The organism is Oceanirhabdus sp. W0125-5, from assembly GCF_027938815.1.
GTDB lineage: Bacteria > Bacillota > Clostridia > Clostridiales > Clostridiaceae > Oceanirhabdus.
This window is the reverse complement of the sequence record NZ_CP115913.1, coordinates 3925792-3938894: the sequence shown is the minus strand read 5'-3', so window position 1 is coordinate 3938894 and position 13103 is coordinate 3925792. Positions and strand designations below refer to the sequence as shown.

Here is a 13103-nt window from a genome sequence, read left to right as displayed (position 1 = left end):
ATGATTTGATATAAGAGGAATGGGGGATTAAAATATGAGTATTATAGGAATAATTGGAGCTATGGATTTAGAAATAGAGTTATTAAAAAATAATATGAGTTTAATAAAAGAAGAAAATATTGCAGGTTTTAATTATTATAATGGGACAATTGAAGGAAAGGATATAGTTTTATGTGGTTGCGGAGTTGGAAAAGTAAATGCAGCATCTTGTACACAAATTTTAATAGATAGGTTTAATGTAGATTGTGTGATAAATACAGGAATTGCTGGTGGGATGCATAGTGATGTAAAAGTATGTGATGTAATTGTCTCTCAAGATGTTTCATATCATGATGTAAGAAAACAACAAATGATGAGTTGTTTCCCTTTTAAGGAGTATTTTGAAGGTGATAAAAAATTGATTGAATCTGCACTAAGGGCATGTGAATTAACTAAAAATGAAGAGTGGAATTATCATTTAGGGAGAGTAGTTAGCGGAGAGTGTTTTGTATCAGATAGTGTGTTAAAGAAAAAAATAATTGAAGAGTACTCACCACATTGCGTAGAAATGGAAGGAGCTGCGATTGGACATGTTGCTCATATAAATAATATACCATTTGTAGTTATTAGATCTATTTCTGATAATGCAGATGATGATGCAAGTATCAGCTATGAAGAATTTGAGACAATTTCTGCAGAACATTCTGCGACTATAGTTTTAAATATGATAAAGAATATATAGTATTAAATGAATTAATACTATACAATATTCCTAATTAAATATTAGAAAAAGACTATGAAAAGCTATTTAGATAGTAATTCATAGTCTTTTTGTATTTTTACATTAAAAATTATATTTAGAATATATAACAAAAGTTACTTTCTTTACAATAAAAGGATAAAAAACTGTTGACATCCAAAAGTTACAGTTGTAAACTATTCTTAAGGTTACATGTGTAACCTTAGAGGAGGATTGGATATGAGCAGATTAGTTTCAAAAATCACAGATTCTGAACTTGAAGTTATGAAGGTATTATGGGGAGCTGGTTACGAACTTCCTATGGCGGATATTAGAAAAAAGCTTGAACAGACTAGTAAATGGGAAACCTCTACAATAAAAACCTTACTTCGAAGATTGTGTAAAAAGGGTGTAGTTTTAGCAACTAAAAAAGAAGTATTTTATTATAAACATTTGGTTAGTGAGGAAGAATATAATGATTTTTCTACCCAAAGCTTAATTGATCGTTTGTATTCAGGGAGTGCTAAAAAACTTGTTGCATCTCTTTTGGGGAGCAAGAAACTTAATGATTCTGATATTGAGGAGCTTCGTACTTTATTTAAGGTAGGTGACAGAGATGAATGAAACAGTTAAGTTATTATTGTCATTATCCTTATCAGGCAGTATTCTTGCACTGTTGATATTTGCTATTAAGCCATTTATAAAGAACAAGGTATCAAAGTCAATACAATACTACTTATGGATGGTGGTGATATTAAGACTTATAATTCCATTTTCTTTTGAAGATAGCTTTATGAACAATGTGTTCTATAGTGATAAAATTTCTCTAAAGACAACTACTGAAGGGGCTGTTCAACCGTTAAAAGATACAGGTGAATATACAATCAATTCATCAAGGGAACCTAGTGTTCATGAAAATTCAGGTAATGTAGTGGATAACAGTGAGAGTTATAATATCAAATGGTTTTGGAATATATTAAATAATTATATTTTATATATATGGTTATCTGGAGTAATCATAGCAATTGCAATAAATTTAATAGGGTATATAAAGTTTTTAAAATATCTAAAGCAAGGAAATATCCCTGCTACTGATGGAGAAAATGGAATGGTAGCTACTTTATTGAATGGACGGAAGAGGGTATGTCTTGTACGTAATCGATTTGTGGCAACACCAATGCTTATTGGAATACTGAGACCAAGTATAATTATTCCAAACATTGACTTTAATGAAAAACAGCTCAAAAACATTTTACTTCATGAAATGTCACATTTAAGACGTTATGATATAACTATAAAATGGATTACTATGATTTCTACATCAATACATTGGTTTAACCCACTTATGTATTTTATTAAAAAGGAAATTAATAATGCTTGTGAATTAGCTTGTGATGAATTTGTTATAAAAAACTTCAATTCAGAAGAAAAACAAGCGTATGGTGACACTTTAATATCTGTTGTTGCAGAACAAAAATATCCCAATGGGGTATTGCAAGCTACTATGTGTGAAGAGAAAAAAAGCTTAAAGGAAAGATTGGTATCAATTATGAATCATAATAAAAAATCAATAAGTATAATAATTTTATCAGTAGTTTTACTAGGAGTAGTTACATTTGGAGCATTATATTTAGGTGCTGGAGTTGGAACTAGTAAAGATACACCACCTAATATTTATATAAGTGCAGAGTATATGAAAACAAAGGTAGCGCGTATAGGAACTTATAGTTGGTCATACCGTGGAAGACATGTTAATGCTGACTCAGATCATACTGTTAATTTTGAGTATAGATTAGATAATGTAGTTTCTGTAACAGGTAAAGAGCAACTTATCATTGATACACAGAGACTTAAAAAAGATAAAAAATACGACTTTACAATTGAAGATATCTCTGTTTATAAAGAAAAAGAATTGATAGAATTTGAAACATCAGAACCAACCTTTACCAATGGAAGTGTATGTATACAAGCACCATCAGAGCAAGGTGAATATATTTATACAATGATTTTAAACTTTAAGGATAGAGGAACTGTTAGCTATGGATTTGTTGTAAGAGTTGATATGTTAACATACAATTTAGAGGAGATTTCAAAATACAAAACCCCTTATATTGGCGATGCTAGTAAGGTGGGGTATATTGCTGGACTCATGCCTGTTCCTCAAAAATATTTTAAACAACATTACACTTCAATGGAAACAAAAGATAAGCCTTATAAGCTTACAATATACTATGAACTATTACCAGACATAAAATATGAAGGAGAATGGCCAATTGTTACTCCAAATTCTATTTTTGAGACAAATTGTAGAACAAATGCTTTAGTTGCATTTGCTATGATTGATAATCTTGATGTAGTAACCTTTGCATTCAGGGATTCACAGTCACATGGCAGATTGGATGAATCAAAATATAATACTACTTTTACATTCCCGAGAGCAGCATTTGAAGAAAAATATGGTGATCTAACTGTACTTGGGAATGATTTAGATTTATTACAAGATGTTTTAGCAGGAAAAAAAGATAATATAAAAGATAGTAAACTGGATATTAGTGCTGAAGAAAGACGAAGAATGGATTTGTATGTTGCAGTTATGAAATCTGTATTTTCACATGGAAATGGCGGCAATGAATTTATTGCAGTAGATTTAAAGACACTGAAGGGATTAAGTGACAATTCAAAAAAAGAAATTCTGAAGGCGCTTACTACTATATCACAGAATGTTTATAGTTTTGAGAAAGTAAAAAATGACAGTACAAAATTTGAAGTTAGTGAAGACGGAAGCCTGGTGAGAGCTATAGATGGAACTTTGTTAAGTATAGGTGTGGAAGAATATAGTGAAAATAAAGCGATAATTAGAGGTGTTTCCTGGTTTGGTAATTTGGGTGCAGTTATTCCAACATATGAAGCTACTTTTAAGGATGGAGTATGGAAACTAAAAGTTATTGAAATGATGGAAGTTTAGGCCTAGTAATAAGTGCTCATAAGATAATATGAGCACTTGTTTTTTATCTATCTTTCAAAAGAAGGATAAATAACCATATACCATGAACTAGTAGAGCACTTGATAGTTCTATCAGATTATTAGGGTTTTGAATAACTTTTGTAATCCAGTAGGTAGGGAAGAACATTGACAGTATTGATAACCACTTTATATTTAACAAATCAGATAGAGCAAATAACATTATTATGTTTAATCCTTTTGCATATGTTAATCCCTTAACCTTATCATCAGATAACATAAATAAAATACTACCAATAATAAAGGCGTAAATCCCTAGAAGTATGGCTATAAAAAGCAAGGTTAATATTGGGATAGTATAGATACTAAGGATATAATAAGTTATCAGAGTATAGATAAAGGATGCGATAAAACCAAAAGAGAGTCTGTTAATTAAATAACCTATTTTTCCAAGAGGTGTTATGGAGAGTAGTTCGCTAATTTTGCCATCTTTCTCATCTAACATCATGAACCCTGTAACTGCACCAAGCATACCTGGAATAAGCAAGAAGGTGAGAGAAATTATATAACTATAATATGGGTCTAAAGTAAAGTCAAAATAGTTATGAAGAATAGGAATGCAAAAAGTTAATATTAGCTTAAAAATCACTGAAATAAAAATAGGTAAAATGAACAATAATAGCATAATTGGTTCTCTAATAATCTGTCTATAATCATTTTTTATATGATAAAAATTAATCATATCTATTGCCCTCCATATAGAATTTTCTCTTCAAAGACTTTTTTAACTCTAAGTAAAAAATAATAATTGATGACACACATATAAATGATTAATATTAAAGCTAAATAGAGATTGATACCATTAAAGGCACCTATTAGAAGTTTTAAAAGAGAAACACTGGGGATAACCGTAAATAGATAAGAATATTTGAATTCCAATATAGAAAAACAAGGTATTATTAAAATAAGCATCCATGGTATCATCTTAATAAAATATTGGTTAAGAGTACTGCAATTTGCACTAATTAAAAATCCAGTTAAGGTAAAAAAAACAGAAGTAAGGGTGATTACTAATGTTAATAGTAACCAATTAACAGAGAAACCATAGGTTATGGCTGTGATAAAAAAGCCTGCCAATACAGCAATAATGGTTAGCGATATTAATTTTGAGAGTATATATTCATGTACTCTAAGGGGAGTAACAATGATGCAATTAATGATTCCCTGAGTTTTCTCCAACATGATAATTCCTCCAATAAAAAACAAACCTAACATAGAGGGATCAGAAAAAACAATTAGAGGGACTGAAATGTTTAATATATTCTGTGGTAATCTAGATAATAAAATTACGTAAAACAAGGTAATTATGATATATATGAAATAGAATCCTTGCCTATATTGAAACATAAAATCACTTTTTATTGCATTTAATAGTCTCATAATAATTTCCTCCCTGTTAATTTTATGAAAATATCTTCAAGACTTGCTTCTTGGCTATGAATAGTTTTAATCTTCTTGTTTCTCATAATATCAAAATATTTTTCATTGGTATTAATGGTCTCAAGATTGAAAGTATCTTCTACAAGTTTTCCGTAATTGATATATTCTACTTTAATAGAGTTTTTACCGTGTTCAAGTTTTAGATTTTTAGGGCTATCAATCACAGAAATATTACCATCAACTATAAAAGCGACTCTATCACAGAGCTGCTCAGCTACAGTCATATTATGAGTTGTTAAAAATATGGTTTTCCCTAAGTTCTTTTGTTCAGTAATCATATCTTTAATAATTTTAGCATTAACAGGGTCAAGGCCAGATGTAGGTTCATCAAAAAACATTAAGTCAGGTTTATGCAAAATTGATCGTATGAAGTTTAATCGCATTTTCATTCCTTTGGAATAGCTCTCAACTCTCTTGTTTGCATAAGGCAATAAACCAACTCTGTCTAAAAGTACATCAATATCCTCAAGTTTATTTTTATAATAAGATCCTATCAATTTTAAATTTTCTTTAGCTGTTAATTTAATGTATAGATTAGGAAAATCAAAGGCAACACCAATTTTTTCATAAAAATCATTACCCCAATCTCTTCTTTCTTTTCCTAAGACTTCAATGCTGCCTTCATATCCTCTTAATAAACCTATAATAAGTCGTTGAGTAGTAGTTTTACCAGCTCCACTTGGGCCTAGAAAACCAAATATTTCACCTTTTTTTATTTCAAAATTTACATTCTCTAAGGCGCTCTTTTTAGATTTTTCATAAGTGAAGTTAACTTTATTAACTTTAATCATACTAATACCTCCTTTAAAAATCATCTGTTCTTTTTTGAGTTAAAAAAATTATGGTTTGCGTATTATCCCCATTGATCCAATAAAGTAAAATAAAATATACTCTACTAGCATACTATTCTTTTTTTCATCATCATTTATATATTTTCTAAGAATTAGAATAATACCGTTAATTAATTGTTCTGCTAATATTTCACCCATATTAGGTAATTCATAGCTAGGATTGTACTCATTAACATGCTCATTGAAATGACATTTAAGTAAATCAATAATCAACTGCTTTGTAGAGGAATATTTGGTACCAATGCTGCCTTCAATTAGAATTACAAATTTTCTTGTAAGACTTGGCAAGAGAGCTTTAACAAACTGAGATAAAACCTTTTTCCACATGGTTGTATCAGATAGATCCCATAAATAGTTAGGTCTTTCCTCTTCATCATGATGGTTTAAAAAATAAATGAAGTTATTATATTCATCCTTAACTACAGCTTCAAAAAGTGCTTCTTTATTATCAAAATAATTATAGAAATTACCAATAGTAGTTCCTGCTAGTTTAACTATTTTTCTAATAGAGGCTTTTTCAAAACCATGAGTATAAAATTCATCTTCTGCTACTTTAAGTATTGCATTTCTAATTTCTTCTTTTTGTATTTGCATTAAAAATCACCCGTTTTTTATTAAAGTGTATCACTGAAAATTTTATAAGTCAAGGTAAAATAATATAATTATGTTAAAAAATTCTTAATCACTAATGCTAACTTATGTATTAGATAATATTAAAATTTATTGTTGAGTATATTAATACCATAAAATAATTATTACTTTATAAAATATAATACTAAAAAGTTACAGAATTTTTAAAGGAACATATATATAAATGTCGAAATTATAATAATATAAATAATGTTTTTACAATTAATTGAGGAGGAGATTTTATGGGCAGAGATGTAAAAAAGATTAATAATAATACAAAATTTGAAAATTATATAGTAAAGCAGATTGAAGATCTTCTTCCAGGAGACATTATCTTACATCCTATTTATAGATTAGATGGTTTAATGTTAATTGATAAATATAAAATATTATCTTCAGATTTAATTAGTAAGATAAAAATGCATGCTTCTAATGATATTTCAGTTTTAGTTTCTCCTTCAGGAACTAAGTTTAAAAGCTTTATTAATAATAAAGAATTCAATGAAATGCATTTTAAAAGTAATTTAAGAGGTATTGTCTCTGAATATAATAAAATTATAACTTTCCCAATTAATATTGATTCATTAATTAAAGATGAAGACATTAAAGATTATAGGGAATGTAAAGAAAGAAGCAAAATAAAAATTGAGAATGATAATTTAAAGATTTTTTATGATAATCCATTCTTTGCTTCATTTGAAACAAAGTTAGAGTCAAAAAAATCACAAGAAAGAGCAAAAGTAATAAAATTAAAACTGATAAATACCATATTAAATAATAATAATCTAAGAAGTTTATTAGAAAAATTAAAAGGGTATAAAGATATATTATTTTTGCATAGTATTAATACTGCATCAATGGCTTTGATGATAGGGCTAACACTTGAATTGCAGGATGAAGAACTTATTGATTTAGCTCTCGCGGCTATGTTTTCTGATATAGGTTATACTGAGATTGAAAAAGAGGAGTTTGAAAAGTACTTAAAGAACCCAGAGAAAGAAGAACAAGTATTGATTAATCAAATGGAAGCTTTTATGAAAGTTTCTCTTCATTCACCTTCACTCAGAAAGGATTTAATTATTTACGGAGTATTAGATAGGCATGAATATTATGATGGAACTGGGCGTCCAAAAGGAAAAAAAGGTAAAGATATAAGTCTATTTGGAAGAATTCTTTCTATTTGTCAGGCTTATGATGTACTTGTTGGAGGATATTTATATAATGATGGAGTGTCAATAAGTAAAGCTATAAAAATATTAGGTGAAAAAAAGGGGAAAAAATTTGATCCTGATATTTTAAGTATATTTATTCAAAGAAGTACTTTTTGGAAGATTGGAGAAAGAATAATTCTCAATGATAGATTAAAAGGTGAAATTGTAGGTTTTTCCAATTATATTGAAGCGCCACATCTCCCAATAATAAAAATGGATTCTGGAAAAATTGTTAATCTATTAAATATAACCAACTTTAAAGAAAGTACAAAAAAGTTGTAGTGGTAAAATGGAAAAAAAGACAATATTTTTAAATGCAGTAGATTTCATTATGCGCAATCAGGTTGGAACCCAAGTGAGGCAAGAATTTTCTGGCAATTAGTAAAATAAATTCAATTAACTATAAAGATGTTTACTGTAAAATACAGTGAACATCTTTTCATTTTATTAATTCTATAAAAATAATATGGTAAAATATTCATAATAAAACGAATATTATATAGGGATAGGATTAATTATTTGAAATGAGGGGATTAGCATGATAACAACAGAAATTAATATTACTGGTGTAAATAAGGAATTATTGACTAAAAGTTTAGAAAAGGAGTATGGATGTGAATATACCTTTTCATCGAAAGATATTTTGGTTATGATACGAGAAGAATTTTATTTTAGAATCAGTTCAAATCTACTTACTACAATTATATTAGACTTAAGTAATGAAGATACGTGTCATATAGAAATAACAAGTGGAGGGGGCGCATATGGTATTATTGGAATTGATTGGGGGGCAGAAGGAAGTAATAACAAGAAGATAGTTAAGTTTATTAAAAAATTATGTGAGGATAATAAATGGGAGATTGAAAACATTACAAATAATGAGTAATGAACATTTTAACTATAATTAGTAGAAGTATATAGTTCTGATATCTGTATTCAACAGGTGTCAGATTTTTTTGTAATTAATTAAAGAAAAAAAGTATAATTAGTAAACAACTATCAGTTATTATGAAAGACAAGAAAATTCATATTTTTAATTAAAATAGTACAAAAAAACAAATTAACAGAAAAAGTAACAAAAATTTAATGACTTACATAATATTAATTAAGGGATTTATTATAATTAAGAGAGTTTCTAATAAAGAGAAAATACTTGTATTAAATATAAATTAGTTGAACTTAAAAGAATTGGAGGTATGATTAATGGCATTTCCAGCTCAAACACCAGTATTAACAGATGAACAATCAATTGATGTTATAATAGAATCAGAGGTAAGTATAATTCAATGTATGGCTGAGTTATTTTGTAATACTCTAATTGAAGATATAACTTTATTATCTACTATTGAAAAACAAGCAGCAGTATTGAAGAAAATAATGTGTGGTTTTACAGCAAAAGAAAATGCTATAGCTGCAGTAGTAGCAGCAAGTGCTAAAAAGGATGCTGCGGATAAAGGTATAGACCCCAAAAAAGTAAGTAGCTGCGCATGTAACAATTGTAATTGTGATTAAAGATATATTTTTTTTATACTTTAAATGTTTAATAGATTAAACAAGAAGATGTTTGCTGTAAAATACAGTAAACATCTTTTTATACTTTAATCTCTAAAAAACATTCAAATTTGTCACAGATTCTTGTTTAAATTCTTCTGCAATTATATCCATAAATATTTCATCATAAAATTTACGTCCCATTCTATGAGAGTTTCTCCTTATGCCCATCAGTTTAAATCCACATTTTTTATAACATTCAATAGCTCGTTCATTATGTGAATATACCGACAGCATTACATTATTTAAATTAATAACATTGAAACTATAATCTAAAAGTAAATTAATGGATTCTTTACCATATCCTTTGCCTCTATATTCATTATCTCCAATTAAAATTGCTAACTCAGCAGCGCCATCTATATGATTTACATTATTTAACCAACAAAATCCTAATAAAGTATCACTATTTATATCTACAATTGAGAAGTGATAGGGTTTTTTACTAAAGTTTTCTAACATACTTCTTGAAGTTTCATGAGAGTAAACGCATCCATATTCCCCTAACCCTATTGAAGTTTCAGTATTATTAAACCACTCTGCACATTTCACTGAATCTTCAGGATTTATTGGTGATAAATAACAAATTTTTCCTATTATTTTCTTGAAATATTTCATATTATATCCCCCTATAATATATCAATTTTGGGTGTTAAAAAATATATAAACAATAACTATTATAACATTTTATACTTAATAATCCTAAACGTACAAAAAAATACATGAAATGATTAAACTTTGATTTTAAAAGAATAAATTTACTCCAAATCAAAAAATAAAAGCGAAAAGAGATGATTTATGATTTTTTTAGATGGTAAAAATCATAAATATTTATAAAAACTTCATAAATATTACATTTGAGTAATATTTATATTAGTGTGGAGGAGGTTAGAGATTAAAAAATCAATAAGTTATTTAATAATGAAAGGGGGATATTAAATGTCAAAAACACAAGAACAGACACTTAATACAAAGGGAAGATATGATATATTTGCTAAATTATTTCTTATTGTTTTAGTAATAGTTATTGTAACAGAATTTATCGGAATTAAGAAGTTTGCGCTTGGTCCTGGACAAGTTGTATTATTACCTATGCTTTACGCTGTAATTATTGCTCTATTAATAACACCTGATGTTCTAGGAAAGAGGATAAAGGCACTAACAAAGATGATTTCTAAGGATCAAATTGAGCTAGCTGGAACTATGGTAATGATTTCATTGCTTCCTTTAGGGGTTAAATATGGAACTTTAGTAGGACCCAATATTGTTAAGATAATTGAAGCAGGGCCAGCATTTTTACTTCAGGAATTAGGAAACTTAGGTACTATATTTATAGGTTTACCTATTGCCTTATTATTAGGTCTTAAGAGAGAAGCATTTGGTGCAACAGTTAGTATTTGTAGAGAGCCAACTCTTGGTGTAATCGGTGAGAGATATGGAATAAATTCTCCAGAGGGGACAGGCGTTCTTGGAACTTACTTAATTGGAACAGTTTTTGGAACAATATTCTTTGGGTTATTAGGTTCATTCGCTCCAATGACAGGACTTCATCCTTATGCTTTAGCAATGGCTTCGGGAATGGGTAGTGGCAGTATGATGACAGCGGCATCATCATCTTTAGCAGTTGCAGTACCAGCTATGAAGGACACAATACTTGCTTATGCTGCAACAAGTAATATGTTAACAGGGGTTACAGGATTGTACGCAGTTATATTCCTAGCGATACCTTTAAATAACTACCTATATAAGAAGTTAGAGCCTAAGTTAGGTAGAAAAGGAGGTAAAAGTAATGCTAAGTAGAACAATTAATCAAGGAAAAGTTATGTTAGTTGTTGGTTTTATGATATTGATAGGTCAATGGATAGGATATGGATTAGATCCAATAAAATCAATACCTGGAGTTTTAGTTGTTCTATTAATAGCTATGTTAGCATTAATAATTAGGGATTTAACACCTAAGCTAAAATTCCCAGCATTTGCTTGGGCTTGCTTAATAGCATTATTGCTAAGTATGCCTTTTATGCCTACATCTAAGCTGTTCTTAGAATATACTAATAAAGTTAATTTTTTAGCAACAACAACTCCAATATTGGCCTTTGCAGGTATTTCTGTTGGAAATAAAATTCAGCAACTTAAGAAAATGAGCTGGAAGGTATTTTTAGTAGCAATAGTTGTTTTTGTTGGAACATATTTTGGATCAGCTATTGTATCTCATATAGTATTAAAGATGCAAGGAATAATTTAATATATTCTCTACGGGTAATCTACTATAGGTTGCCCGTAGTATTTTAAGTTTTAAAATAAGAGGGTGAGAAAATTGAATAAAGATGAATTAAAGAAAAGAGCATGTGAGATTATTGATGAAAAAGCTGAATATATAATTGGTGTAGGAAAGAAAATTTATGATAACCCAGAGCTTGGATATAAAGAAACCTTTGCAACTAAACTCATTTTAGGAGAATTCAAAAGTTTAGGATTAGATACAGAAGAAAATATAGCAGTAACTGGATGTAAGGGGTTCATAAAATCCCAGAACTCAGGTCCGACGATTGGAGTTATGGGTGAACTAGACGCAGTAATTTGTAGAGAACATCCACATGCTGATTATAAAACAGGGGCAATACATGCTTGTGGTCATAATATTCAGGTTGCTGGTATGTTGGGAACGGCAATTGGTCTCGTGAGTTCAGGAGTATTATCAGAACTTAATGGAAATGTAGAGTTCCTAGCTGTTCCAGCTGAAGAATACGTTGAGTTAGAATATAGATCAGAATTGAGGGATGAAGGGAAAATACAATTTTTTGGAGGAAAGCAAGAGCTTATTTATAATGGGGAAGTTGATAATTTAGATATAGCAATAATGTTTCACTCCTTAGATTTGAGTGCTTATGGAAAAAAAGCCTTAATAGGTGGAAGTGGAAATGGGTTTATAGGAAAGAAGGTAAAGTTTATTGGTAAGGAATCCCATGCTGGTGGAGCTCCAGAAGAGGGGGTAAATGCTTTAAATGCAGCAATGCTAGCTATTAATAATATACATGCACAAAGAGAAACATTTAAAGATGAGGATAAAATCAGGGTTCATCCTATAATAACAAAAGGGGGAGACATAGTAAATGTTGTGCCCGCTGATGTGAGAATGGAAACCTATGTAAGAGGTAAGACAATAGAAGGAATTTTAGATGCCAATAATAAGGTGAATCGTGCATTAAGTGCAGGTGCAAAAGCAGTAGGAGCTAATATTGAAATTACGGAGTTACCAGGATATTTACCACTTTTAAATAATAATGATCTTAATAATATATTCAATGAAAACCTATCTACACTAATTGAAAAAGAGGATATTGTATATGGAGGAGAATTTGCAGGTTCTTTTGATTTTGGAGATATTTCTCACTTGATTCCAAGTCTTCATCCTTTTATAGGTGGTGTTAAAGGTAATTTGCACACAAGAGAATTTAAAATTGAGGATTCATATCTTGCGTATATCGTTCCTGCAAAGACGATGGCACTAACAATTATTGATTTATTGTATGATGATGCAAAAGTATCTAAAGAGATTATAGATAACTTTGAACCAAAGATGTCAAAGGATGAATATTTAGAGTTCTTATATAAAGTATCGAAGAAAATTGAGCAATAGGTGCCTGTTAGGCGCCTTTTTTATTGTTTTTTTTAAGAAT

14 protein-coding genes are annotated in these 13103 nt (G+C 29.1%); 9 read left to right on the top strand and 5 right to left on the bottom strand.

Features of this window, described 5'->3' with window-relative positions; translation table 11 throughout:
- The first annotated feature begins 34 nt into the window (after nt 1-34).
- From OW730_RS18475 to OW730_RS18465, 3 genes are all read left to right on the top strand, one after another.
- On the top strand, nt 35-721 hold the full coding sequence (locus tag OW730_RS18475) for a 5'-methylthioadenosine/adenosylhomocysteine nucleosidase (RefSeq protein ID WP_271225529.1): 687 nt from the start codon (nt 35-37) through the stop codon (nt 719-721).
- Between the two features lie 237 nt (nt 722-958).
- Complete coding sequence (locus OW730_RS18470) at nt 959-1342, top strand: BlaI/MecI/CopY family transcriptional regulator (protein ID WP_271225528.1); 384 nt, start codon at nt 959-961, stop codon at nt 1340-1342.
- Nucleotides 1335-3683: a M56 family metallopeptidase gene (locus tag OW730_RS18465; RefSeq protein WP_271225527.1), complete on the top strand. Its 2349-nt coding sequence runs from the start codon at nt 1335-1337 to the stop codon at nt 3681-3683. Before OW730_RS18470 ends, OW730_RS18465 begins: the two co-directional genes overlap by 8 nt.
- A gap of 43 nt (nt 3684-3726) precedes the next feature.
- On the opposite strand, the gene OW730_RS18460 is transcribed toward OW730_RS18465, so the two are convergent.
- From OW730_RS18460 to OW730_RS18445, 4 genes are read right to left on the bottom strand one after another with little or no spacing between them, the layout of a single operon-like run.
- The gene (locus OW730_RS18460; protein WP_271225526.1) at nt 3727-4422 is read right to left on the bottom strand and encodes a hypothetical protein; all 696 of its coding nucleotides are present in this window, start codon (nt 4420-4422) and stop codon (nt 3727-3729) included.
- 2 nt (nt 4423-4424) lie between these two features.
- Nucleotides 4425-5087, bottom strand: coding sequence for a fluoroquinolone export ABC transporter permease subunit (locus tag OW730_RS26955; protein WP_442945447.1), 663 nt, complete (start codon nt 5085-5087; stop codon nt 4425-4427).
- Nucleotides 5088-5116: 29 nt separating this feature from the next.
- Complete coding sequence (locus tag OW730_RS18450; protein WP_271225524.1) at nt 5117-5971, bottom strand: ABC transporter ATP-binding protein; 855 nt, start codon at nt 5969-5971, stop codon at nt 5117-5119.
- Between the two features lie 48 nt (nt 5972-6019).
- Nucleotides 6020-6625 carry a TetR/AcrR family transcriptional regulator gene (locus tag OW730_RS18445; protein WP_271225523.1) on the bottom strand — a complete coding sequence of 202 codons (606 nt, stop codon included), beginning with the start codon at nt 6623-6625 and terminating at the stop codon, nt 6020-6022.
- A 278-nt stretch (nt 6626-6903) separates the two neighbouring features.
- On the opposite strand from OW730_RS18445, the gene OW730_RS18440 reads away from it, so the two are divergent.
- The 3 genes from OW730_RS18440 to OW730_RS18430 all read left to right on the top strand — a co-directional run bounded on the left by OW730_RS18440 (nt 6904) and on the right by OW730_RS18430 (nt 9384).
- Complete coding sequence (locus OW730_RS18440; protein ID WP_271225522.1) at nt 6904-8154, top strand: HD-GYP domain-containing protein; 1251 nt, start codon at nt 6904-6906, stop codon at nt 8152-8154.
- 256 nt (nt 8155-8410) lie between these two features.
- Complete coding sequence (locus OW730_RS18435; RefSeq protein ID WP_271225521.1) at nt 8411-8758, top strand: hypothetical protein; 348 nt, start codon at nt 8411-8413, stop codon at nt 8756-8758.
- 317 nt (nt 8759-9075) lie between these two features.
- Entirely contained in the window at nt 9076-9384 is a 309-nt protein-coding gene (locus tag OW730_RS18430; protein WP_271225520.1) for a hypothetical protein, read from the top strand.
- 93 nt (nt 9385-9477) lie between these two features.
- Here the strand turns inward: OW730_RS18430 and OW730_RS18425 are convergent, their stop codons facing one another.
- Nucleotides 9478-10041 (bottom strand): GNAT family N-acetyltransferase, encoded by a 564-nt coding sequence (locus tag OW730_RS18425; protein ID WP_271225519.1) that lies wholly within the window; start codon nt 10039-10041, stop codon nt 9478-9480.
- Nucleotides 10042-10362: 321 nt separating this feature from the next.
- Here OW730_RS18425 and OW730_RS18420 point away from each other — a divergent pair, with 321 nt between their 5' ends.
- From OW730_RS18420 to OW730_RS18410, 3 genes are all read left to right on the top strand, one after another.
- Nucleotides 10363-11223, top strand: coding sequence for a DUF3100 domain-containing protein (locus OW730_RS18420; RefSeq protein WP_271225518.1), 861 nt, complete (start codon nt 10363-10365; stop codon nt 11221-11223).
- Nucleotides 11213-11668 carry a hypothetical protein gene (locus OW730_RS18415; protein WP_271225517.1) on the top strand — a complete coding sequence of 152 codons (456 nt, stop codon included), beginning with the start codon at nt 11213-11215 and terminating at the stop codon, nt 11666-11668. Before OW730_RS18420 ends, OW730_RS18415 begins: the two co-directional genes overlap by 11 nt.
- A gap of 63 nt (nt 11669-11731) precedes the next feature.
- Nucleotides 11732-13063, top strand: coding sequence for an amidohydrolase (locus OW730_RS18410; protein ID WP_333781229.1), 1332 nt, complete (start codon nt 11732-11734; stop codon nt 13061-13063).
- Nucleotides 13064-13103: the final 40 nt, after the last annotated feature.

Excerpts from the sequence above, each read along its gene's own strand:
- OW730_RS18475 (WP_271225529.1), top strand. The coding sequence starts at position 35 with ATGAGTATTATAGGAATAATTGGAGCTATGGATTTAGAAATAGAGTTA.
- OW730_RS18470 (WP_271225528.1), top strand. The coding sequence starts at position 959 with ATGAGCAGATTAGTTTCAAAAATCACAGATTCTGAACTTGAAGTTATG.
- OW730_RS18465 (WP_271225527.1), top strand. The coding sequence starts at position 1,335 with ATGAATGAAACAGTTAAGTTATTATTGTCATTATCCTTATCAGGCAGT.
- OW730_RS18460 (WP_271225526.1), bottom strand. The coding sequence starts at position 4,422 with ATGATTAATTTTTATCATATAAAAAATGATTATAGACAGATTATTAGA.
- OW730_RS26955 (WP_442945447.1), bottom strand. The coding sequence starts at position 5,087 with ATGTTTCAATATAGGCAAGGATTCTATTTCATATATATCATAATTACC.
- OW730_RS18450 (WP_271225524.1), bottom strand. The coding sequence starts at position 5,971 with ATGATTAAAGTTAATAAAGTTAACTTCACTTATGAAAAATCTAAAAAG.
- OW730_RS18445 (WP_271225523.1), bottom strand. The coding sequence starts at position 6,625 with ATGCAAATACAAAAAGAAGAAATTAGAAATGCAATACTTAAAGTAGCA.
- OW730_RS18440 (WP_271225522.1), top strand. The coding sequence starts at position 6,904 with ATGGGCAGAGATGTAAAAAAGATTAATAATAATACAAAATTTGAAAAT.
- OW730_RS18435 (WP_271225521.1), top strand. The coding sequence starts at position 8,411 with ATGATAACAACAGAAATTAATATTACTGGTGTAAATAAGGAATTATTG.
- OW730_RS18430 (WP_271225520.1), top strand. The coding sequence starts at position 9,076 with ATGGCATTTCCAGCTCAAACACCAGTATTAACAGATGAACAATCAATT.
- OW730_RS18425 (WP_271225519.1), bottom strand. The coding sequence starts at position 10,041 with ATGAAATATTTCAAGAAAATAATAGGAAAAATTTGTTATTTATCACCA.
- OW730_RS18420 (WP_271225518.1), top strand. The coding sequence starts at position 10,363 with ATGTCAAAAACACAAGAACAGACACTTAATACAAAGGGAAGATATGAT.
- OW730_RS18415 (WP_271225517.1), top strand. The coding sequence starts at position 11,213 with ATGCTAAGTAGAACAATTAATCAAGGAAAAGTTATGTTAGTTGTTGGT.